At 72.2% G+C, this 20,963-nt stretch carries 21 protein-coding genes; 12 read left to right on the top strand and 9 right to left on the bottom strand.

The annotated features are described in order from the left end of the window. Positions 1–54: 54 nt before the first annotated feature. Positions 55–669: a TetR/AcrR family transcriptional regulator gene (locus tag ACIQU6_RS26710; RefSeq protein WP_403484210.1), complete on the bottom strand. Its 615-nt coding sequence runs from the start codon at positions 667–669 to the stop codon at positions 55–57. Positions 670–762: 93 nt separating this feature from the next. Then, positions 763–1,131, bottom strand: a complete 369-nt coding sequence (locus ACIQU6_RS26715) for a VOC family protein (RefSeq protein WP_403484211.1) — start codon at positions 1,129–1,131, stop codon at positions 763–765. Positions 1,132–1,321: 190 nt separating this feature from the next. Between ACIQU6_RS26715 and ACIQU6_RS26720 the strand changes: the two genes are divergently transcribed. From ACIQU6_RS26720 to ACIQU6_RS26740, 5 genes are read left to right on the top strand one after another with little or no spacing between them, the layout of a single operon-like run. Then, positions 1,322–2,221 (top strand): metal ABC transporter solute-binding protein, Zn/Mn family, encoded by a 900-nt coding sequence (locus tag ACIQU6_RS26720; protein WP_403484212.1) that lies wholly within the window; start codon positions 1,322–1,324, stop codon positions 2,219–2,221. After that, on the top strand, positions 2,218–3,114 hold the full coding sequence (locus ACIQU6_RS26725; protein WP_403484213.1) for a metal ABC transporter ATP-binding protein: 897 nt from the start codon (positions 2,218–2,220) through the stop codon (positions 3,112–3,114). The genes ACIQU6_RS26720 and ACIQU6_RS26725 overlap by 4 nt, the downstream gene beginning before the upstream one ends. An 8-nt stretch (positions 3,115–3,122) precedes the next feature. Beyond that, complete coding sequence (locus ACIQU6_RS26730) at positions 3,123–4,052, top strand: metal ABC transporter permease (RefSeq protein ID WP_403484258.1); 930 nt, start codon at positions 3,123–3,125, stop codon at positions 4,050–4,052. Between the two features lie 31 nt (positions 4,053–4,083). Next, positions 4,084–4,401: a DUF1490 family protein gene (locus tag ACIQU6_RS26735; RefSeq protein ID WP_403484214.1), complete on the top strand. Its 318-nt coding sequence runs from the start codon at positions 4,084–4,086 to the stop codon at positions 4,399–4,401. 2 nt (positions 4,402–4,403) lie between these two features. Continuing rightward, positions 4,404–6,590: a heavy metal translocating P-type ATPase gene (locus ACIQU6_RS26740; protein ID WP_403484215.1), complete on the top strand. Its 2,187-nt coding sequence runs from the start codon at positions 4,404–4,406 to the stop codon at positions 6,588–6,590. Positions 6,591–6,613: 23 nt separating this feature from the next. On the opposite strand, the gene ACIQU6_RS26745 is transcribed toward ACIQU6_RS26740, so the two are convergent. The 3 genes from ACIQU6_RS26745 to ACIQU6_RS26755 all read right to left on the bottom strand — a co-directional run bounded on the left by ACIQU6_RS26745 (position 6,614) and on the right by ACIQU6_RS26755 (position 8,564). After that, the gene (locus ACIQU6_RS26745; protein ID WP_403484216.1) at positions 6,614–6,772 is read right to left on the bottom strand and encodes a hypothetical protein; all 159 of its coding nucleotides are present in this window, start codon (positions 6,770–6,772) and stop codon (positions 6,614–6,616) included. A gap of 241 nt (positions 6,773–7,013) precedes the next feature. After that, on the bottom strand, positions 7,014–7,646 hold the full coding sequence (locus ACIQU6_RS26750; RefSeq protein ID WP_403484217.1) for a TetR/AcrR family transcriptional regulator: 633 nt from the start codon (positions 7,644–7,646) through the stop codon (positions 7,014–7,016). 45 nt (positions 7,647–7,691) lie between these two features. Then, positions 7,692–8,564 carry a 3-hydroxyacyl-CoA dehydrogenase family protein gene (locus ACIQU6_RS26755; RefSeq protein WP_403484218.1) on the bottom strand — a complete coding sequence of 291 codons (873 nt, stop codon included), beginning with the start codon at positions 8,562–8,564 and terminating at the stop codon, positions 7,692–7,694. Between the two features lie 152 nt (positions 8,565–8,716). Between ACIQU6_RS26755 and ACIQU6_RS26760 the strand changes: the two genes are divergently transcribed. The 3 genes from ACIQU6_RS26760 to ACIQU6_RS26770 all read left to right on the top strand — a co-directional run bounded on the left by ACIQU6_RS26760 (position 8,717) and on the right by ACIQU6_RS26770 (position 10,895). Continuing rightward, complete coding sequence (locus ACIQU6_RS26760; RefSeq protein WP_403484219.1) at positions 8,717–9,454, top strand: acetoacetate decarboxylase; 738 nt, start codon at positions 8,717–8,719, stop codon at positions 9,452–9,454. Between the two features lie 156 nt (positions 9,455–9,610). Beyond that, entirely contained in the window at positions 9,611–10,435 is an 825-nt protein-coding gene (locus ACIQU6_RS26765; protein ID WP_403484220.1) for an LLM class F420-dependent oxidoreductase, read from the top strand. A gap of 37 nt (positions 10,436–10,472) precedes the next feature. Next, positions 10,473–10,895, top strand: coding sequence for a TIGR03668 family PPOX class F420-dependent oxidoreductase (locus ACIQU6_RS26770; protein ID WP_403484259.1), 423 nt, complete (start codon positions 10,473–10,475; stop codon positions 10,893–10,895). Between the two features lie 124 nt (positions 10,896–11,019). Here ACIQU6_RS26770 and ACIQU6_RS26775 read toward each other — a convergent pair whose 3' ends face one another. The 4 genes from ACIQU6_RS26775 to ACIQU6_RS26790 all read right to left on the bottom strand — a co-directional run bounded on the left by ACIQU6_RS26775 (position 11,020) and on the right by ACIQU6_RS26790 (position 15,726). Beyond that, positions 11,020–11,946: a ketopantoate reductase family protein gene (locus tag ACIQU6_RS26775; RefSeq protein WP_403484221.1), complete on the bottom strand. Its 927-nt coding sequence runs from the start codon at positions 11,944–11,946 to the stop codon at positions 11,020–11,022. 604 nt (positions 11,947–12,550) lie between these two features. After that, on the bottom strand, positions 12,551–13,048 hold the full coding sequence (locus ACIQU6_RS26780; RefSeq protein WP_403484222.1) for a MarR family winged helix-turn-helix transcriptional regulator: 498 nt from the start codon (positions 13,046–13,048) through the stop codon (positions 12,551–12,553). Then, the gene (locus tag ACIQU6_RS26785) at positions 13,045–14,808 is read right to left on the bottom strand and encodes an MFS transporter (RefSeq protein WP_403484260.1); all 1,764 of its coding nucleotides are present in this window, start codon (positions 14,806–14,808) and stop codon (positions 13,045–13,047) included. Before ACIQU6_RS26785 ends, ACIQU6_RS26780 begins: the two co-directional genes overlap by 4 nt. Before the next feature lie 222 nt (positions 14,809–15,030). After that, on the bottom strand, positions 15,031–15,726 hold the full coding sequence (locus tag ACIQU6_RS26790) for a GntR family transcriptional regulator (RefSeq protein ID WP_403484223.1): 696 nt from the start codon (positions 15,724–15,726) through the stop codon (positions 15,031–15,033). Positions 15,727–16,016: 290 nt separating this feature from the next. Between ACIQU6_RS26790 and ACIQU6_RS26795 the strand changes: the two genes are divergently transcribed. From ACIQU6_RS26795 to ACIQU6_RS26810, 4 genes are all read left to right on the top strand, one after another. Further along, entirely contained in the window at positions 16,017–16,796 is a 780-nt protein-coding gene (locus tag ACIQU6_RS26795) for a (Fe-S)-binding protein (RefSeq protein ID WP_403484224.1), read from the top strand. Further along, positions 16,793–18,232: a LutB/LldF family L-lactate oxidation iron-sulfur protein gene (locus ACIQU6_RS26800; protein ID WP_403484225.1), complete on the top strand. Its 1,440-nt coding sequence runs from the start codon at positions 16,793–16,795 to the stop codon at positions 18,230–18,232. The genes ACIQU6_RS26795 and ACIQU6_RS26800 overlap by 4 nt, the downstream gene beginning before the upstream one ends. Next, on the top strand, positions 18,229–18,858 hold the full coding sequence (locus ACIQU6_RS26805) for a lactate utilization protein C (RefSeq protein ID WP_403484226.1): 630 nt from the start codon (positions 18,229–18,231) through the stop codon (positions 18,856–18,858). Before ACIQU6_RS26800 ends, ACIQU6_RS26805 begins: the two co-directional genes overlap by 4 nt. Positions 18,859–19,144: 286 nt before the next feature. After that, complete coding sequence (locus tag ACIQU6_RS26810; RefSeq protein ID WP_403484227.1) at positions 19,145–20,683, top strand: hypothetical protein; 1,539 nt, start codon at positions 19,145–19,147, stop codon at positions 20,681–20,683. Positions 20,684–20,963: the final 280 nt, after the last annotated feature.

The following is a 20,963-nucleotide window of genomic DNA, read 5'->3' on the forward strand; positions in this document are numbered from 1 at the left end:
TGTGACCAAGCCGAGCACGGCCCGGCTCGCCGGCCCGAGGCCGACCGCCGCTGGTCAGCTCGCCGCGTCCCGTTGCCCGCCCGACCAGCCCCGTTCGAGCAGGGCGAAGGCGCCGTTGACGGCGGCCTCGGGGTCAGGGCCGCCGTGGCCGAGGTCGCGCGCCTCTAGGGCGAAGTGGGCGAGTGCCCGGCACGTCGGGTCGTCGGCGGGCGCGCCGCTCTCCTCGGCGATCGCCGCGGCCAGATCGATCTCGTGCTGCATCCACATCTGCCGGGCGTAGGCGCGCAACGCCGGGGTGGCGTCGACGAGTTCGAGGAGTTGGACGAAGCGCGGATCGGCGTCGGCTCCCTTGGGGAGCCGGGCGCGCAGGACATGGTCGCGCAGCGCGCGGGGGATGGACTGCCCCGCCGGGCGCTCGCGCACGGCGGCGAGCAGCGCGGCCCTGATCTCGTCGCCCTCGTCGAAGACCAGCGCTTCCTTGCTCGGGAAGTGCTTGAACAGCGTGGTGGTCGAGACGTCGGCGGCCTCCGCGACGTCCCGGATGCCGACCTCGTCGTAGCCCCGCTCCGCGAAGAGCCGCAGGGCGGCATCGGCCAGCGCCTGGCGGGTGGCGGCCTTCTTGCGCTCGCGGCGACCCAGCGGTGCGCGCTCACTCGCGGTATCGGTCATCTCCCCATCCTAGGGGTGGGGTGACCTGGGCAAAAAGTTGCACCGTTGAGCCCGGGGGGGGTGCCGGACCGGCGTCCGCGCTGCAAGGCGTCCTCAGGGCCGTCCGGTGTCGATGACGCAGAAGCGGTTGCCCTCGGTGTCGGCCAGGACCACGAAGTCGGCGTCGTCCGGGTAGTACGCCCAGTCGACGCGTTGGGCGCCCAGGCCCAGCAGGCGCTCGACCTCGGCGGCCTGATCCGCCGCATCCCCGGCGTAGAGGTCGAGATGGACCCGCGGAAGCTCCTGCACGGGCGTCTCGCTGAGCCCGAGCGAGAGTTGGACGCCGGTCCCTTCCGCCGGTACCAGGACCACCCAGTCGTCGGCTATCTCCTCGCGCGGGACGTATCCCAGCGTCGCGGTCCAGAACGCGGCAGCGCGTTGCACGTCCGATACGCCCAGCACTACGGAACCCACTGTCAGCATGCGGCGATTGTGTCGTACCCGAGCGCTCCGCGTCCGGCCCTGTGGACAACCGCCCGGCCTGCGGTGGAGGCCCGGCGGGGACGGGCCGATAATGAACCGAAAACCGTTTCGGCTCTCCGTGCGACGGGAGGCCGCGATGCGGATGCACTTGGTGCGCGGCCCGGTTGGCCTCGTGGGTCCGGTTGTCTCCTTGGCCGTCGTCCTCGTGGTGGCGTGTGGGTGCGCCGCCTCGTCCGGTGCTGGTTCCGGTACGCAGGACGGTGGTTCGTCGGGCGCCCCCGTCCGCGTCGTCACCTCGACCAACGTCTACGGGGATCTGGTCCAGACCATCGGTGGTGACAAGGTCACGGTCTACTCGATCATCAGCGACCCGGCGCAGGACCCGCACTCCTACCAGGCCAGCGCCTACGACCGCCTGGAGTTGTCCAAGGCGCGGCTCGTCGTCGAGAACGGCGGCGGCTACGACGACTTCGTCGGCAGGCTGTTGCAGGGCGCGGCCAACCCCTCGCCGACGGTCATCGACGCGGTGCGGGTGTCCGGCAGGACCCCGAAAACGGGCGGTGAACTCAACGAGCACGTGTGGTACGACCTGCCGTCGATGGGGAAACTGGCGGAGCGGATCGCCGGCACCCTGGCGAAGGCCGACCCCGCGGACGCGCCACGCTTCCGGCACAACACGACGGCGTTCCAAGGCGAGTTGACGGCGTTGGAGCGGCGCGAGGCCCGGATCAAGGCGGAGCACGGCGGTGCGAAGGTGGCGGTCACCGAACCGCTGCCGCTCTACCTGACCGGGGCTATGGGGCTGCACAACGTCACGCCCGCCGACTTCAGCCGGGCCGTGGAGGACGGCAACGACGTCTCCGCGCGCACCCTGGAGCAGACGCTCGCGCTGTTCACCGGCAAGCGCGTCAAGGTGCTGGTCTACAACGCGCAGACGTCCGGGCCACCGTCGGAGAAGGTCGAGGCGGCGGCAAAGGGCAACGGCGTACCGGTGGTTCCGGTGACCGAAACCCTGCCTCCGGGGCAGCACTACCTCGGCTGGATGTCGGCCAACATCGCCGCGATCACGGGCGCGTTGGAGCGGCGTTGAGACGCGCGGAGTTCCACGCACCGCTCCCGGGAGCCACGGACCGGCGGGCCGGCCCGGGCGACAGTGCCGCGGCGCCGGTGATCAGCCTACGGCAGGCGCGCCTGGCGTACGGCGAGCGCGTGCTGTGGCACGCCCTCGACCTGGACGTCGGCCCCGGGGAGTTCCTCGCCGTCCTGGGCCCCAACGGCTCGGGCAAGACCAGCCTGTTGCGGGTGCTGCTCGGCCGGCAGCGGCTGACCGGCGGCACCCTCACCGTCCTCGGCCAACCGCCCCGCAGCGGCGATGCGCGACTCGGCTACGTGCCCCAACACACCCTCCAGCCCGCGCACACCCCGTTGCGCGCCCGTGACCTGGTGCGCCTGGGGCTGGACGGACACCGCTGGGGGCCACCGCTGGCCCGGCGCGGGCTCCACCGCCGGGTGGCCGAACTGCTGGACGCCGTCGGGGCGGGCGCGTTCGCGGACCGCCCGATCGGCCAGCTCTCCGGTGGCGAGCAGCAGCGCGTCCGGATGGCGCAGGCGCTCGCCACCGACCCGCGCATCCTGCTGTGTGACGAACCGCTGCACTCCCTCGACCTGCGGTCCCAGCGCACCGTCACCGACCTGGTCGGCGAGCGGCGCCGCTCCGCCGGCACCGCCGTGGTCTTCGTGACGCACGAGATCAACCCCGTGCTGGGGCTGGTGGATCGGGTCCTCTACCTGGCCCGCGGTGGGCACCGGATCGGGCCGCCGGACGAGGTGATGACCTCCCACGCGCTGACCGAGCTCTACGGCACCCGGATCGACGTGGTCCGGGCCGGGGGCCGGATCGTGGTGGTCGGGGCGCCCGAGGAGGGCGCGGGGCACGTGCACTGCGACGGGCCTACCGCGGCGGGCGGGGGAGCGGAGTCGTGAGCGGGCCGGTGGCCGGATGCGCGCTGCTCGCCGACGGGGCGGGCGGCACCGGGTTCTGGTCACAGATCATCAACTTCGACCACTACGGCGAACTGCTCGGGCTGGTCCAGAACTCCCTGTTCGCCGGGGTGTTGCTCGGACTGGTCGGCGGGCTCGCCGGCGTCTTCGTCGTCATGCGGGACCTGCCGTTCGCGGTGCACGGGATCAGCGAGCTGTCGTTCGCCGGCGCCTCCGCGGCGCTGCTGGCCGGGGTGAACATCGTCGCCGGATCGATCGCCGGCTCCCTGATCGCGGCCGGGGCGATCGGCCTGCTGGGCGTCCGCGCCCGCGACCGGAACGCCGTGATCGGCATCATCATGCCGTTCGGCCTCGGCCTCGGCGTGCTGTTCCTGTCGCTCTACAAGGGCCGTGCGGCCAACAAGTTCGGCATCCTGACCGGCCAGATCATCGCCGTCAGCACACCCGAGACCGCCTGGCTGCTCGGCACCTCGCTGGTGGTGCTGCTCGCGCTGGCGATCGTCTGGCGGCCGCTGACCTTCGCCAGCGTGGACCCCGAAGTGGCAGCGGCGCGGGGCGTTCCGGTCCGGGCCCTGTCCCTGGCGTTCATGCTGGTGTTGGGACTGGCCGTGGCGCTGTGTGTACAGATCGTGGGGGCCTTGCTGGTGCTGTCCCTCCTGGTGACCCCGGCGGCCGCGGCGGCCCGGATCACCGCCTCGCCGCTGCTGCTGCCCGTGTTGAGCGTGGTCTTCGCGCTGTGCGCGATGGAGGGCGGCATCCTGCTCTCGCTCGGCGGCACCGTCCCCGTCAGCCCCTACGTCACCACCATCGCCTTCGCCCTCTACCTCGGCTGCCGCCTGGTGGCGGCCCGGCGCACCGCGCGCCGGCCGGGGGCGAGGGGGCCCGGCTCGCCGCGCGACGCCGTCCGGTCGCACACTTGAAGGACCCGGTACGGACGGAAGGAGTCCCCAGATGCACCCCGCCGCGCTCGCCGGTACCGTCGCCGGACGCCTCGCGCACCACGCGGTCTCCGGAGTGGTGGGCGCCCTGATCGTCAAGGGCGCCGCCAAGCACCTGCCCGGGGCGAAGCCCGCCGTCCGCAAGGCAGTTGTGGGTTCCGTGGCCGGCGGGATCGTCGCGGGGCGGTGGTTGGCGGCGGCAGCCGAGGAGGCCCGCCTCAAGGCCGGTGACGTCCTGGCCGAGGCACGCACGTCACTGGGCGAGGAGGTCCCGCCGCCGTCCGCGGTCGCCACCGAGGGACCCGAGCCCGACCACGGGCACGAGCACTGACCATGTCCGGGGTGGAGGTCTGCTCCGTCGCCGCGGGCAGGGCGCGGCTGACCGTGCCGTGGGTGCGGGCCCGGCCCGGCAGCGCCGGCCTGGTCGACGAGCGGCTGGCCGGTCTGCGCGGATTCCGGGCCCTGCGGATCTTCCCGCGCACCGGCAGCGTGGTGATCTGGATGACCCCGGACCTGCTGGACGTCGACCGCCTGGTCGCCGCCCTGCAAGACGCCCCGCCCGCCGCCGCGCCCGCCAGACCCACCCGCTCCACCCCCGACTCCTCCACCGGCGAACTGGCCCGGCTCGTGGTCGGCGGCGCCGTCCTCGCCGCCGTGGCGGTGCGCAGACTGCTGCGCCGCCCCCGCCTCGCCGTCGGATCCTCCGGACTCCTCAGCGCGATCACCCTGTTCACCGGCGTCCCGTTCTTCCGCGGCGCCCTGCGGACCCTGCGCGGCCGCGGCCACCCGGGGACGGACACCCTCGTCACCGCCGCGACCGTGATCTCGCTGGTGCTGCGCGAGAACGTGGTCGCCCTGACCGTCCTCTGGCTCCTCAACATCGGCGAGTTCCTCCAGACCCTGACCCTGCGCCGCACCCGGCGCGCCATCGCGGACCTGCTCACCGTCGGCGAGGAGCGGGTCTGGCTGGTGCGGGAGGCGGGCGTCGAGGTCGAGGCGGCGCTGGAGGAGGTCGCCCCCGGCGATGTCGTCGCCGTCTACGAGCACCACCGCATCCCGGTCGACGGCCAAGTCACCGGTGGTGAAGCCCTCGTGGACCAGGCCGCGATCACCGGCGAGGCGCTGCCCGTCTACGCCCGCGCGGGCGCCGAGGTGTACGCGGGGACGATCGTCACCTCCGGGTCGTTGACGGTGCGGGCCGCCTCGGTCGGCGCGGACACCACCGTCGGCCGGATCATCAGTCGGGTCGAGGAGGCCCAGTCCGACCGGGCGCCGATCCAGACCGTCGCCACCCGCTTCACCCGCCGCTTCGTCCCGGTCTCCTTCGCCCTGGCCGCGCTGACCTACGCCGTCACCCGCGACGCCCGCCGCGCCATGACCATGCTGCTGGTCGCCTGCCCGTGCGCCGCCGGGTTGGCCACCCCCACCGCGATCAGCGCCGCCATCGGCAACGGCGCCCGGCGCGGCACCCTGATCAAGGGCGGCACCCACCTGGAGGGCGTCGGCCGGGTCACCGCCGTCGTCTTCGACAAGACCGGCACCCTCACCTTCGGCCGCCCACTGGTCACCAGCGTGGTCACCCTCAGCGCCCGCCACACCGCCGACCAGGTCCTGAGCCTGGCCGCCTCCGGCGAGCTGCACGCCCGCCACCCGCTGGCCCAGGCCATCGTCGCGCACACCGAGCAGCAGCACCTGCGCGCGCCCCTCCACCAGGCGTGCGAGGTCGTCCTCGGCATGGGCATGCGCGCCGAACTCGACGGCACCCGGCTGCTGGTGGGCAGCCCGGCCCTGCTGCGCCGGCACGGCGTCGCGCTCACCGACGAGGCCCACGGCTGGACGGAACAGTTGCGCGCCGGTGGCGAGACGGTCATCTGCATCGCCCACGACGAGGAGTTGATCGGCCTGCTCGGCGTCTCCGACGCGGTGCGCTCCGGCGCCGCCACCGTGGTCCGGCAGCTCACCGAACTCGGCGTCGCCCGGCTCGTCCTGCTCACCGGCGACGCGCCCGAGACCGCCCAGGTCGTCGCTGACACCCTCGGTATCACCGAGGTGCACGCGCACGCCCTGCCCGAGGGCAAGCTCCAACTGATCCGCGACCTCCAGGCGGAGGGCCACACCGTCGCGATGGTGGGCGACGGCACCAACGACGCCCCCGCCCTGGCCCTCGCCGACGTCGGCATCGCCATGGGCGCGCACTCGTCCCATGTGGCGCTGGAGACCGCCGACATCGCCCTGCCCGGCGACGACCTGCGGCAGGTCGCCGCGGTCGTCGAACTCAGCCGCCACACCCTGCGGGTGGTCCGCCAGAACTACGGTCTCGCCATCGGCGTCAACCTCCTCGGTCTGATCGCCGGCGCCGGCGGCACCGTGAATCCGGTGCTCGCCGCGCTGCTCCACAACACCAGCAGCATCGCGGTGGTCGGCAACTCCGCCCGGCTGGTCAACCACACCCCGCACCTGCCCCAGACCGCCGAAACGGGGCTGTGCGCGGCCCCGTTGGAGGACCGGCGGGTGAACTGACCGACCCGGGCCGGGCTACCGCACTAGCGGTTCTGCGCCCACCACATCGCCAGGCCGATGACCGCGGTGCCCAGCGTGTAGGACGCGCCGCGCAGGAAGTTGGTGGCGACGAGCCGGCCGTAACGGCGCCACGGGTTGGGGAATCGGCGGGGTGTTGGCGGACGCTCCTCCATGGTCTGCATCTGGAGCCCCTCTCGTGAAACGCGGAGAACTGGCGGTTCCACTGGGGGAGCCGCAATCTTGCGTTACGTAAGAGCTTACGAGGTTGTGCGCTTGTGAACCCGTCGTGTGCCCCGGCGTGTTCGCACGAAAATGCGCCGGTCGGCGGCCGCGACGGCGCGCGGGCCCCTCAATCCTGGTGCGCGGGCACCGACTTGGCGTACACGCCGCCGCCCAGGCGCCGTTGGGGCTCGACCCCGCCCGTCATGTCCCGGCGTCCTCGCCGCCACTCCCGGCGGGCTGCGCGGGGCTGGTGAGCGCGTGGATGACGCGCGGGACGAGGTCGTCGGTGCGATGTGCGGTGCCGTGGATGAGTCGTTGGGCGGTCAGACCCTCGAAGAGGGCGACGAGCAGGCGGGTCAACTCCTCGGCGGGAACGGCCGGCCGGGCACCGGTCCGGGCCAGCGCCGCGGACAGCACCTCGGTCAGGCCCTCGGTGAGACGCTCCTCATGGACCGCGAGCTGCTCGGCGACCGCGGGGTTGCGCGCCGCGTGCAGGGTGAACTCCATGGAGACCAGGAACCACTGCCGCTCCTGCCGGGTCCGCCCCGCGATCCGCTCTTGGAGCTGGACCAGCGGGTGTTTGCCCGCCTCCGGATGCTCCGCGGCGTCCTTCAGCTCCGCCAACAGCCGGTCGGTGTGGGTGTCGTACAGGGTGAGGAAGAGCTCTTCCTTGTCGCGGTAGTTGGAGTAGAAGGCACCCCGGGTCAGCCCCGCGCGCTCCACGATGTCGCTGATCGACGTGGCGTGGAACCCCTTCTCGGTGAACAGCGCCCAGGCGCTCTCGGTGAGGGCGGCGCGCGTCAGCGGGCGGCGCTTGGTGGGTGACTTGGGCACGGCGGGGTCCTTCGGTGCCGCCCTCGGGGCGGCGGTCGATCGCGGTCAGTCCTGCCGAGCGTAGTCGTCGTAGAAGCCGCGCCCGGACTTCACGCCCAGGTGGCCGGCGTCCACGTACCGCCGGAGCAGCTCGCGCGGCCCGGCGGGCAGGGCGGGGTTCTCCGCCGCGTAGTGGTTCTCGATGTCCAGGACGACGTCCAGACCGACCTGGTCCATCGCCCGGAACGGGCCCGCGGACAGGCCGGTGTTGATCCGCCACATCGCATCCACCTCCTGCGGCGTGGACACCCCCTCGGCGACGACGGACAGGGACTCGCGCTTGATGGCCGCCCAGACGCGGTTGAAGATGAAGCCGGTGCTCTCGCGGCGCGCCTCGAAGGGGAAGACGCCGTAGTGCGGCAGTTCCGCCAGGAGCAGGTCCATCACCGCCCGGTCCGTGTGGCCGCTGGACATCAGGTCCACCGCCGGCTGGCGGGGCGGCATGTAGAAGTGCATGTTCAGCACGCGCTCGGGGCGGGTCACCCGGTCCGTGAACTGACTGGCCGGGTACGACGAGGAGTTGCTCGCCAGGATCGCATCGGCGTCCGCGAGCGCCTCCAGCTCCGCGAATATCTGCTTCTTCAGCTCCAGGCGCTCGGGCACCGCCTCGACCACCAGCCAGGCACCGGCCAGGGCCGCGGCCAGATCCGTGGTGGCGCTCGCCGTACCCGGCTCACCGCCCTCGACGCCGGCGGCGGTGGTGGCCACGTGCTGCGCGACGTACTCCCGGGCTGCCTGCCCGGCCTCCGCCGACGGGTCGTAGACGCGGACCCGACCGCCGCGGGTGGCGAACATCAAGGCGATGCGCCGGCCCAGCGTGCCCGCCCCGATGACGGCGACCGGCCGATGGTGGATGTCCGTGGGAAGCGTGAACGACATGGCTTTTCCTCCTGTGCGGTGGCGCCGACGGCGCCGTTCCGGGGCGGGCCGCCACGGGGTTTGCGGCAACCGGCCATCGGATACACAATGTATCCGATACATAGTGTATGCAAATTGGCGGCCCACCCCGCCACCGACCCAGGAGAGTCCCGATGCGCCCCGCAGACGTCCGCCGCCACCTCGGCACCCCGCTGACCACGCCCGTCTACCCGCCCCGCGCCACTCGCTTCACCGACCGCGAATACTTCAACGTCGTCTACCGCACCGACCCCGACGCGCTGCGCGCCGCGGTACCCGAACCGCTGGAGATCGACGAACCACTGGTCCGCTTCGAGATCATGAAGATGGGCGACGTCGAGGGCTTCGGCCCCTACCTGGAGTGCGGACAGGCCATCCCCGTCTGCCACGGCGCCGAACACGGCGAATACCTGCACGCCATGCACCTGGACAACTTCGGCGCCACCGCCGCGGGCCGGGAGCTCAGCGCCTACCCCAAGACCACCGGCAGCCCCGCCCTCTTCGTCGAACACGGCACTCTCGTCGGCACCCTGGACTACGGCAGCCAGCGCGTCGCCACCGCGACCACGCCCTACAAGTGGGAGCCCCTCGACCCGGCACAGGCCCGCGAACAGATCACCGTCCCCACCTACGCCGTCAAGATCGTCCCCGACTACACCGGCGCGCTACGGGTCTGCGACCTGGTCCGCACCGAGATCACCGACATCACCGTCAAGGGCGCCTGGACCGGTCCCGCCCGCCTCCAACTCAACGCCCACGTCATGGCGCCGCTGGCCGACCTGCCCGTCCTGGAGGTCGTCTCGGCCAGCCACATCCTCACCGACCTCACCCTCGCCCCCGTACACCCCGTCCACGACTACCTCACGGACTGACCACACGGCCTCGCCGACGGGGCGCCACACCGCTCCTCGCCCCTCGACGCCGATCGCCCGGTTGGCGGGGCGGGCTGTTGGCCCGGGGCCGGGCCGGGGTACCTCGCCAGGGGCCGCGCACCGCGCCCCGAGGATCCGCAAACCGAAGGAGCCGCTGTGAAGTTCGGTGTCTCGACCTTCCTCACCGACCAGGGCATCGCGCCGACCGCGCTGGGGCCCGCCCTGGAGGAGCGGGGACTGGACTCCCTGTTCATCGCCGAACACACCCACATCCCCGTGGACCGCCGCACCCCGTACCCGGGCGGCGGCGAGCTCCCCGAGATCTACTACCGCACCCTCGACCCGTTCGTGGCGCTCGCCGCGGTCGCCGCGGTCACCGAGCGGCTCCTGTTGGGTACCGGCATCGCGCTGGTGGTCCAGCGGGACCCGATCACCACCGCCAAGGAAGTGGCCTCGCTGGACCTGGTCTCCGGCGGGCGGGCGATCTTCGGCGTCGGCATCGGCTGGAACCGCGAGGAGATGGCCAACCACGGCACCGACCCGCGCACCCGCGGCCACCTGGTCGACGAACGACTGCAGGCCGTCCGGGAACTGTGGACACAGGAGAAGGCCGAGTTCCACGGGGAGTTCGTCGACTTCGCCCCCGTCTACTCCTGGCCGAAGCCGGTCCAACGGCCCCACCCACCCATCTACGTGGGCGGCGGCGAGGGCGCCTTCCCCAGGGTGGCCGCCCTCGGCGACGCCTGGCTGGCCAACAGCGCCTCGCCCGACCAACTGGGGCCGCAGATCGAGCGGTTGCGCAGCACCGCGGGCCGCGACGTGCCGGTGACCGTCTACGCGGTCCCCTCGGACCCCGACGTCATCGAGCGCTACACCCAACTCGACGTCGAACGCCTGCTGTTCTACCTACCGACGGTCCCCGAGCCGGAGACCCTGGGACACCTCGACCGGTTCGCCGAGGTCGCGGGGCGCTTCCGGTGAGACGGACGGGGGAGCGGACGGGGCAGTCGTGCCGACGATGACGGCCGAGCGGGCCCGGGAGCGCTTCGTGGACTCCCGCGTCGCCCGCCTCGCCACCGTCGACGCCGAGGGCCGCCCACACCTGGTGCCGGTGGTGTTCGCCCTCACCGGCAACACCCTCGCCTTCGCCGTCGACCACAAACCCAAGCGCACCACCGCGCTCAAACGCCTGGCCAACCTCCGCACCAACCCCGCGGTCTCCCTGCTCGTCGACGAATACGACGAGGACTGGGACCATCTGTGGTGGGCACGGGCCGACGGCACGGCCACCGTGCTGCCGCCGGCCGCCGACGCGGAACCCTCCGCCCGCCACGTGCGACTCCTGACGGAGAAGTACCGCACGCAGTACGCGGAACGCCCGCCGGAAGGCCCCGTCGTGGCGGTGACGGTGACCCGCTGGTCCGGCTGGCACGCCACCTGAACAACCAGGCCACCGCTACCTCAGCGGCGGCCCGAGCCCGCCCGGGCTCCTGCGCCCCGACCGCCTCAATCCGGCCCGGAAGCAGACCGCTTGAGCCGCCGGCACTCCGCCGCGCCGGGCCACGTCAGCCCCGCGGCGTCCCGAGCACGTAGGGGGCGAGCACATCGGCGATGGTCTGGTTGCGGGGCACCGCGATGCCCAGTGCGGCGGCCATGTCGGCAACTCCACCGCTGAGCCAGGGCAGTTCCAGGCGGTTGCCGCTCTCCAGGTCGTGGTGCATGGACGCGGTCATGCCCGCGGGCAGGGTGTCGACGAAGGCCAACCGGTCGTCGACGAACCCCTCGTCCAGCGCCACCCCCGACGCCCGGGCCACCGCCACCGTCTCGGCCATGACGTCACGAAGCAGGGCCCGGGTGCGCGGATCGTCCCGAATGACGCCGATCGGCCGGCGCACGGCCGCCGTGGTGGCGGAGAGGCCGATCAGGAACACGAACTTCTGCCAGATCACCCGGGCGATGTCGTCGCTGACCTCGGCCTCGACACCGGCGGCACGGCAGGCGGCGAGCAACTCCTCGGCCAGGGGCCGCCGGTCGGAGTGGTAGGGGCCGAACACCATCTTCTGGAGCGTGCCGGTGTGCGCGACGACGCCGGGCTCCTCGATGTGGGCGGCGATGAAACAGGCGCCGCCGACGATGTCCCGCTCGGGGAGATGACGCCGCAGCACGGTGTCCTTCTGCACCCCGTTCTGCAGGGACAGCACGGCCGTCCCCCGGGCGACCAGGGGCGCGAGCTGCTGGGCCACCTCCTCGGTGTCCCAGAGCTTGACGGCGATCAGGACCAGGTCCGTGGGCCCGAGTTCGTCGACGCCGCCCACCACACGGTCCGGCGCGGTGCGGACGTCACCCAACGAGCTGCGGACCAACAGCCCGTCGCGCCGGATGGCTTCGAGATGCCGGCCACGGGCCACGAAGGTGACGTCGGCGCCCGCCGCCGCGAGCCGGGCCCCGAAGTAGCCGCCGACGCCGCCGGCGCCGAGAACCGCGATACGCACGTTGGTGCTCCCTTCCTACGGGCGGCGGGTGCCCACCCGGTACGCGTTGCCGTGGAGGCTACCCGCGCACCGCGCTGCCAGCGGGGCCGTGCCCCGCCGAGTGTGGTGAGCTTGATCACGAGGGGAGGAGGCCGGGAGCGATCGGCGCCGCAGGGATCGACGGATGCGCGGGTTCATGGCTCGATCCGACCGATCTCCAGGCGGGATTGGGGGATCGGCCGGTTCTTCGCGGCGGGCCGCGTCTCCGAGGCTCGCCGAATGTGGGCTCGCCAGCGGCGATGAGTAGTGCCGTCGTGCGGAGTCCGATCTCTTGGACCGGCAGGGACACGGGTGAACACGTACTGAGACAGGGGGGTTCTCGTGAGCAGTGACCAGCGGGCATCGGCACCTCACCACGACGGGCACGCGCTGAGCGTCGAGCGTGTCATCGACGCCGCACCGGAGACGATCTTCGACGCCTTCATTGCGATGTACGACGCCCAACGACCGGACTGGGTGACGTCCGTCGGGTGCGGTGACGACGACGGCTGTCACCGGAAGCCGCGCGGCATCACGTGCGTTCTGACCCGCCACGAGGACGGCATGCGGATGCACGGCGCCCCGATCACCTCGATGCGGGACGCTGGCGCAGGGACTCGGTCAGTCCCTCCAGCACTGGGAGCGCGTCATGGAGGAGGCGCCGCTCGTCGGGTGCCATGTGGGCGAGTTCCTCGGCGAGGACGCCGGCCGTCTCGCGGCGTACGGCGGTGAGCAGCACCTCCCCGGTGGCGTTGAGGCTGATCAGGCTGGCGCGTTGGTCGGCGGGGTCGGGGCGGCGGGTGATCCAGCCGCTGCCGCCGAGGAGGTCCACCATCCGGGAGGCGGTGGAGACGGTGATGTTCATCCGGGTGGCGACTTCGCTGATGCGCAGCGGGCCGTGGGCGGCGAGCACGGCCAGCGCGGCGTGCCGGCTGGGGGTGAGGTCGGGGTGCGTCGTCTGGCCGCGGAGCAGCGGGAGGAGTTGTTGGAGGACGGCGCGCAACCGGCCGGCCAGTTCCGCGGGTTCGGCGGCTTCGGTCGATTCAGCCGAAGTGGCCCCGGGGGCAGGCAGGTTGTCGGTCATCCCGGTCTCCCGGTGTCGTGTGGGGGCGGGGGAGGAGACGGGGTAACTGGTGGCCCGCCGGGGTCCGGTGGCGGCGCTGCGGGGCGTTCGGCGGCAGTGGCCCTGCCCGTAGCCGTGGCCGCCGCCGTGGCGCCGGCGGTTTCCGGGCGCGGGGCGCGGGCGTTCGCCCGGGTGCGGTCGTCGTGGACGTACCGGTCGCCGCGCAGCAGGGAGGCGAACGCGGCGATCAGGCAGGCGGCGATGGCGAAGTCGAAGGCGATGGCCAGCCCGTGAGCGAACGGCTGGGAGATCAACTGGGGGAAGAAGTCCCGGCCGGTGAGGTACGCGGCGTGGTCCGGTGCGAGCCGGCCGAGGACCTGCGGGCCGAGCAGGGTCTGGACCGGGTTGTAGCCGAGCAGGGCGGCGAAGAGCACGCCGACCGGTGGCAGCGCGGCGATCCGGGCGGCATCCGTGGCCGGGACGCCCTGTGTGGTCAGGCCGTTGGTGAGCGTGGTGGGCAGCGAGCTGGCCAGGCCGGTGATCATCAGGGAGAAGAAGATCCCGATGGACAGCACCATGGCGGAGTTCTGGAAGGTGGTGCTGATACCGGCGCCGACGCCGCGCTGGTCCGGGGGCAGGCTGTTCATGATGGCGGCCCGGTTGGGCGCCGCGAACAGCCCCATGCCGACGCCGTTGAGCAGCAGGATCACCGCGAAGGCCGGGTAGCCGAAGTCGACCGGCAGGGCCTGGAGGGCGGCGAAGGTGCCGGCCGCCAGCAGCATGCCGCCGGTGGCGAAGGTGCGGGCCCCGAAGCGGTCCGAGGCCCAGCCCGAGACCGGCCCGGCCACCAGGAAGCCCAGCGTCAGCGGCAGCATGTAGATGCCGGCCCACAGCGGGGTCTCGGTGAAGCCGTAGCCGTGCCGGGGTAGCCAGATGCCCTGGAGCCAGATGATGAGGATGAACATCAGGCCGCCGCGGCCCAGGGAGGCGAGCAGGCTGGCGAGGTTCCCGGCGGTGAAGGCGCGGATCCGGAACAGCCCGAGCCGGAACATCGGTTCCGGGACCCGGGTTTCGACGAAGCAGAAGAGCCCCAGCAGGGCGACCCCGCCGATCAGCGCGGCGAGCACGGCCGGGTTGGTCCAGCCCATCGTGTGCCCGGCGTAGGGCTGGATCCCGTAGGTGATCCCGGTCAGCACGGCGATGAGCCCGGCGGCGAAGGTGAGGTTGCCCCACCAGTCGGGCCGGGCCGGGGTGCGGATACCGGTGTCCCGCAGCTTCAGGTACGCCCAGACCGTGCCGAACAGGCCGAACGGCACCGACACCAGGAACACCAGCCGCCAGTTCAGCGGCCCGAGCAGCCCGCCCAGCACCAGCCCGGCGAACGAGCCGGCGATCCCGGCGACTTGGTTCAGGCCGAGCGCCAACCCGCGCTGGGAGGGCGGGAAGGCGTCGGTGAGGATCGCGCTGGAGTTGGCCATCAGCATCGCGCCGCCGACGCCCTGGCACAGCCGCATCGCGATCAGCCAGAGGGCGCCCGCGGTGCCGTGCTGCCAGGTGACCGCCAGCAGCACGGAGAAGAAGGTGAAGACCGCGAAGCCCAGGTTGTACATCCGGGTCCGGCCGTACATGTCGCCGAGCCGGCCGAAGCTGACCACCAGGACGGCGGTGACCACCAGGTAGCTCATGATCAACCAGAGCAGCAGCCCGGTGTTGCCGGGGTTCAGCGGATCCACACCGATGCCGCGGAAGATGTCCGGCAGCGCGATCAGCATGATCGACATGTTGATGGAGGCGATCAGCACGCCCAGCGTGGTGTTCGACAGGGCGACCCATTTGTGTTCCACAGGACCTCACTCCCAACGGGAGATATGTGCTTGCCCTCAACCAAGTATTTCCCTCCCTCCAATTTAGGACGTGTCCGAGGGACGCGTAATGGGTCGCGCAAGGGGCTGTCTTTCGCTGCCGCGGGGCTGCCCGGCCCGCTCATGATCCGGCCGGGCCCGTCACGTACGCGCCGGCCGCCCGGCGGCGGACCACGCCACAGGGGGCAGCAGGGTCGAGCCGCCGGTGAGGCCGATGCGTTGGAGGACCGCCGAGACGTGGCGGGTGAGCAGTTCGCGGGCGGCGGGGCCGTCGCCCGCGCGGATGGCCTCGGTGATGGCGGCGTGCTCGCCGAGGTCGTCGGCGGCGTGGCCGGGGCCCGCGGTCGAGGCGGCCGCGATGCGGATCTGTTGGTCCCAGAGGCTCTCGTAGAGCCGGGCCAGGACGGGGTTGCCGCCGGCCTGCACGAGCTGGGTGTGGAAGGCGCGGGCGACGTCCAGCGCCCGCTTGGGCGAGGCGTCGTCCGAGGCGGCGTCCCCGGCCTGCGGCAGCGCCTCGGCGGCCGCGCGCATCGCCTCCGGCCCGCGCGCCGCCAGCGCGTCCAGCGCGAAGAGCTCCATCAGCAGCCGGGCCTGGAGGACGGAGTGCGCCTCGCCGGGCGTCACGGGGACGACCAGTGCGCCGCGCTTGGGGTAGAGGCGCAGGAACCCCTCGGCCTGCAAGCGCAGGAACGCCTCGCGCACGGGGGTGTTGGACAGGCCCAGCTCGGTGGCGACGCCGCGTTCGGAGAGCAGCTCGCCGCCCGGGTAGCGGCCGTCCAGGAGACGCTCCCTGACGTGGGCGTATGCGCGGTCGGCTGTCGGCTTCGACGGTGTCATGGCCCCCATTGTGCCCCCTCGCCGCATGCATCCACCTAACCTTCCGTCTATGCTTACGTCCATCATGGTGAATGTCCGCCCCTCCGCTCCCTCGCCGGCCCGCTGGCCGGGGAGCGGGGCGGCGGGCGTGGCGCCTGGCGGGCACGGGCTGGCCGGAGCCGCTGGCCAGCCCGAGAACGCCCTTGTCGAGCCGCGATCGCCCTGACCTCCGGAGGCCCCCACAGCCACCGCACCCCACGAAAGCCGCCCCCGATACCCGATTCCCCGCCCCCGCTGAACAAGGAGACGCGATGCCCACCGCCCTCTTCGTGACCTGTCTCAATGACACGCTCTATCCAGGCACCGGCCAGGCGGCCGTGACCCTCCTGCGGCGGCTCGGCGTGGCGGTGGACTTCCCCCCGAACCAGAGCTGCTGCGGGCAGATGCACTACAACACCGGCTACCGCAAGGAGACCGCGAAGCTGGCCCGCCACTTCGTGGAGGTCTTCGGCGAGTACGACGAGATCGTCGTGCCCTCCGCCTCCTGCGGCGGGCTCCCCTCCGAGGCGTACGAGAGCGCGGCCGAGGCGGCCGGGGACGCCGGACTGCTCCGCGACGTGCGCGAAATCGCCCCGCGCGTCCACGAGTTGACCCAGTACCTCACCGACACCCTCGGCGTGGAGGACGTGGGCGCCCACTTCCCGCACCGTGTCACCTACCACCCCACCTGCCACAGCCTGCGGGCGATGGGCCTGGGCGACCGCCCCTACCGCCTGCTGCGCGCGGTCGGGGGCATCGACTTCGTCGAACTGCCCGCGCAGGAGGAGTGCTGCGGGTTCGGCGGCACCTTCTCGGTCAAGAACGGGGCCGTCTCCGGCGCGATGAACGGCGACAAGGCCCGGCACGTACTGGAGACCGGGGCCCACGTCCTGGCCGCGGTCGACAACTCGTGCCTGATGAACATCGGCGGCCGGCTCACCAAGGACGGCCACGCCGTCCGCACCATGCACCTGGTCGAGATCCTGGCCCGCACCGAGGCCGACGGCCCGCTCGCGGACGTGCCGGTGGCACAGCACGGAGCACTGCGATGAGCAGGACCTTCATGGGCTGGCCCACCTTCCCCAAGGCCGCCGAGACCGCCACCGCCGACGAACAACTGCGCGCGAACGTGCGCCGCGCCACCCACACCATCCGCACCAAACGCGCCGCACTGGTCGAAGAGCGCCCGGACTGGCAGGACTTGCGGGACACCGCGGCCGCCCTCAAGGACGACGTGCTCGCCCACCTCGACACGTACCTGGAGCGGATCGAGGAGAAGATCACCGCGGCCGGCGGGACCGTCCACTGGGCCGCCGACGCCGAGGAGGCCAACCGCATCGTCACCGGCCTCGTCCAGGACACCGGCGAGACCGAGATCGTCAAGGTCAAGTCGATGCTGACGGAGGAGATCGGGCTCGACGGCGCCTTGGAGGAGGCCGGCATCAGCGCCCGCGAGACCGACCTCGCCGCGACCATCGTGCAACTCGGCGACGACCTGCCCTCCCACGTCGTGGTCCCGGCGCTGCACCGCAACCGCAGCGAGATCCGCGACATCTTCGCGCGCGAGATGGGAAAGCACGGCCGACCCGCTCCCGAGAACCTCACCGACGAACCCGAGGAACTCGCCGAGGCCGCCCGGCTGCACATGCGCGAGAAGTTCCTCAAGGCCAAGGTCGCCGTCTCCGGCGCGAACTTCATGGTCGCCGAGACCGGCACCCTGTGCATCGTCGAATCTGAGGGCAACGGCCGGATGTGCCTCACCCTCGCCGACACCCTGATCTCCGTCGTCGGCATCGAGAAGGTCGTCCCCACCTGGCGGGACCTGGAGGTCTACCTCCAACTCCTGGCCCGCAGCGCCACCGGCGAGCGAATGGCGCCCTACACCAGCGCCTGGACCGGCGTCACCGACGGCGACGGTCCGCGCGCCTTCCACCTGGTGCTCGTCGACAACGGCCGCACCCGCGCGCTCGCCGACCCGGTCGGCCGCCAGGCACTGCGCTGCATCCGCTGCGGCGCCTGCATGAACATCTGCCCCGTCTACGAGCGCACCGGCGGCCAGACCTACGGCTCGGTCTACCCGGGTCCGATCGGCGCGATCCTCAACCCCCTGCTCAAGGGCGCGGACGACCCGCAGACCGCCTCCCTGCCGTACGCCTCCTCGCTGTGCGGCGCCTGCAACGAGGTCTGCCCGGTCAAGATCCGCTTCACCGACGTCCTCCTCAAGCTGCGCCACGACGTCGCCGAGGGCGATGCGAAGGTCAAGCACCGCGCGGAGAGGGTCGCCCTGAAGGCCGTCGAGGGCGTCATGGACCACGGCCCGCTGTGGAACGCCGCCGTCAAGGCCGCGGGCACCGCGGGCCGTCTCCTGCCCAAGGACATGAACCTGCCCGGCCCGCTGCACGGTTGGACCGACAGCCGCACCCTGCCCGACATCCCCAAGGAGTCCTTCCGCAGTTGGTGGAAGCGGACCGAAGGAGGCACCAAGTGAGCTCGCGCGAGAACGTATTGCGCCGCATCCGCCAGGCCACCGCCGACCTGCCCCGAGACCCCACCCCCACCCCCCGCTCCTATCTGCGCCACGCTCCCACGGTGGCACCCGGGGAGCACGAAGGCGTCCTCGCGCTGCTGATCGAGCGACTGACGGAATACGGGGCGGAGGTGCGCCGCGTCGCCGACGCGGACCTGTCGGCGGCCGTGGCCCACGCTCTGACGGCGGCGCGCTCCACCGTCGCCCCCGCCGGACTGCCCGACGCCTGGCTCGCCCAGTGGTACGGCCTGGTCCGCCGCGACGCCCCGCCGCTCACGCACGCCGAACTCGACGCCACCGACGCGGTGGTGACCACCTGCGCGGCCGCCATCGCCGAGTCCGGCACCCTCGTCCTGGACGGCGGCCCCGGCCAGGGCAGGCGCGCCCCCACCCTGCTGCCCGACCTCCATGTCTGCGTCGTCCGCGAGTCCCAGGTGCACTCCGCGATGCCCGAGGCCATCGGTCACCTCGACCCGTCCAAGCCGCTGACCTGGATCAGCGGCCCCTCCGCCACCGCCGACATCGAGATGATCCGGGTCCAAGGCGTCCATGGACCACGGCGGTTGACGGTGCTCCTGGTGCCGTGACGTGATGCGACACCGACGGGCGTGACGCAGTGCCCGGCGCGGGCGGGGAAGCCCGCCCGCGCCGGGCGGCACCGTGCGGACCCCGAGCCGTGGTGCCTTCGGGGGCTCATCGGAGCGCTTCCCCTCAGCGCCGATGTGACCAAGATCATCGCGAGATGGCCGGCTGATTGATCTTGTGTGCATGCGAGTTGTGCCACGATCATGCCAACTATCCCGCGAGTGATCGCGTGGCCGGAGTGTCGCTTTCCTCCGGCCTCCCCCACACCATGCTCCTGAGGGGCCAACTGTGCTCAAGACCGTCAGACGTGCCGTTTTGCCGGCCCTGGCTGCCACGTCCTTGCTCGTCGTCACCGGGTGTTCGCAGGGGTCGTCCGACACCCCCGCGGCAGGCAAGGGCGACGGCAGGGACTCGTCGATCACCGCCGAGAGCGCGGACGCCGATTCGCCGCTCGCGGTGGCCGCGGCGCCCACCGACGCGGCGGCGCCCACCGGTTCGGGCGCGCCCAGCGCCGTGGCGAAGCCGGGCATGCGTGGCCGACCGGCGGCCAAGTCGTCGTTGAAGATCGTCACCTTCGACGCGAAGAGCGGCCGCGCCGTCATCGCCGGGCCGGCTCACGGCACCCCGCCGAAGGGCACCGACGAAACAGGGCACGGAAACGGAAACCGGGACGGGGGCCACGGGAAGGGCCAGGGGGAGACCCCGACGCCCAAGCCCTCCACCCCGTCGCCCTCAACCTCCAAGCCTCCGGCGCCCGTTGCGGTCGGTGACGTCTTCGCCAGCGCCCCCGTTCCCGGTGCGCCGCGCGGCGCGTTGGCCAAGGTCACCGAGGTGGTGGGCAAGACCGAGCAGGGCACGGAGGTCAAGACCACGCCGGCCACGCTCGGCGCCCTGCTCGGCGGCTCCGCCGCCAAGGGCCGGATACCCGTCGACCCCTCGACCATGAAGGTCGAACCCATCGCCCCGCACGTGCAGGTCTCCTGGGCGAAGACCGGCAACGTCCGCTTCGGCCCCGAAGGCGCCCACCTGCCGCTGGGCAACCTGCGCCTTGACGTGAGCGCCGCCCTGCCCACCGTCCAGACGCCCGCGGGCACCGCCGACGCCTCCGCCACCGGCTTCGTCCAACTCAAGCCCGAAGTCGACTTCTCCTACGACGGCAAGGGCACCACCACCGGCACCCCCGGCACCGCGTCGGTGGGCCTGACCGGCAACTGGGCCTCACAATGGGAGCTCAAGGGCCAGGCAGCCGGCGGCAAAACCATCCGACTGCCGTTCGCCAAGCTCCACTCCGACCCCGTCGTCTGGATCGGCGGCGTCGTCCCCGTCGTGGTCAACCTCGACCTCACCTGCTACCTCCAAATCGACGCCGACGGCAAGGCAAGCGTCGACGTCAAGCAGGACATCAAGGGTCACTTCCAGGTCGGCGGCTCCTACAGTCACGCCAAGGGCTGGGCCCCCCTCGCCCAAGCCGACATGCACGGCACCCCGCTGACGGCCACCGCGACAGCCGCCGGACAGGTCAAGGCGGCCCTCGGTGCGGAGGCCAGCGTCGGCCTGTACGGCACCGTCGGCGTCACCGGCAAACTGGCCCCCTACCTGCGCGCCGAAATCTCGGGCACGGCCACCGGATCGTCGAACGGCACCGGCTCCCTCGTCGGAAAGTGGGCGGCCTACGGCGGTGTCGACCTCTCCGGCGACCTGTGGGCCCACCTGAACATCTTCGGCACCCCCCTCTTCGAACGCAGCATCCCGCTCGGCCCGCTCAACCACGAATGGAAACTCGCCGGCGGCGAGGGCGCGGTCCGCACTCCCGCGAAGCGCCCCTGATCGCACCGCTGGAACGCCTACCGAACCCCCGCCGGGCCAGTCTTCCGGCGGGGGTTCGGCATATCTCGATATACCTCTATACCTCTATGTCGCCGTGATCAGCGCCGGAGCTCTCTCCGAATCTCCAACTTCCCGAACCCCCGAATCACTGAACCCCCGAATCCCTGAATCCGCGCATCCCTGAAGCGACGTCGCCGAAGTGGCCGGCCCGTCACGTGCGGCAGGCTCGCGCTCGCACGAGAGGGGTCGCCCGCGGCGCCGTCGGCGGGTCCCACTACGG

The organism is Streptomyces sp. NPDC090442, from assembly GCF_044769405.1.
Taxonomy (GTDB): Bacteria; Actinomycetota; Actinomycetes; order Streptomycetales; family Streptomycetaceae; genus Streptomyces.

Excerpts from the sequence above, each read along its gene's own strand:
- ACIQU6_RS26735 (WP_403484214.1), top strand. The coding sequence starts at position 4,084 with ATGCACCCCGCCGCGCTCGCCGGTACCGTCGCCGGACGCCTCGCGCAC.
- ACIQU6_RS26745 (WP_403484216.1), bottom strand. The coding sequence starts at position 6,772 with ATGCAGACCATGGAGGAGCGTCCGCCAACACCCCGCCGATTCCCCAAC.
- ACIQU6_RS26790 (WP_403484223.1), bottom strand. The coding sequence starts at position 15,726 with ATGACACCGTCGAAGCCGACAGCCGACCGCGCATACGCCCACGTCAGG.
- ACIQU6_RS26740 (WP_403484215.1), top strand. The coding sequence starts at position 4,404 with ATGTCCGGGGTGGAGGTCTGCTCCGTCGCCGCGGGCAGGGCGCGGCTG.
- ACIQU6_RS26795 (WP_403484224.1), top strand. The coding sequence starts at position 16,017 with ATGCCCACCGCCCTCTTCGTGACCTGTCTCAATGACACGCTCTATCCA.
- ACIQU6_RS26780 (WP_403484222.1), bottom strand. The coding sequence starts at position 13,048 with ATGACCGACAACCTGCCTGCCCCCGGGGCCACTTCGGCTGAATCGACC.
- ACIQU6_RS26715 (WP_403484211.1), bottom strand. The coding sequence starts at position 1,131 with ATGCTGACAGTGGGTTCCGTAGTGCTGGGCGTATCGGACGTGCAACGC.
- ACIQU6_RS26755 (WP_403484218.1), bottom strand. The coding sequence starts at position 8,564 with ATGTCGTTCACGCTTCCCACGGACATCCACCATCGGCCGGTCGCCGTC.
- ACIQU6_RS26770 (WP_403484259.1), top strand. The coding sequence starts at position 10,473 with ATGACGGCCGAGCGGGCCCGGGAGCGCTTCGTGGACTCCCGCGTCGCC.
- ACIQU6_RS26800 (WP_403484225.1), top strand. The coding sequence starts at position 16,793 with ATGAGCAGGACCTTCATGGGCTGGCCCACCTTCCCCAAGGCCGCCGAG.
- ACIQU6_RS26710 (WP_403484210.1), bottom strand. The coding sequence starts at position 669 with ATGACCGATACCGCGAGTGAGCGCGCACCGCTGGGTCGCCGCGAGCGC.
- ACIQU6_RS26785 (WP_403484260.1), bottom strand. The coding sequence starts at position 14,808 with ATGTCGATCATGCTGATCGCGCTGCCGGACATCTTCCGCGGCATCGGT.
- ACIQU6_RS26760 (WP_403484219.1), top strand. The coding sequence starts at position 8,717 with ATGCGCCCCGCAGACGTCCGCCGCCACCTCGGCACCCCGCTGACCACG.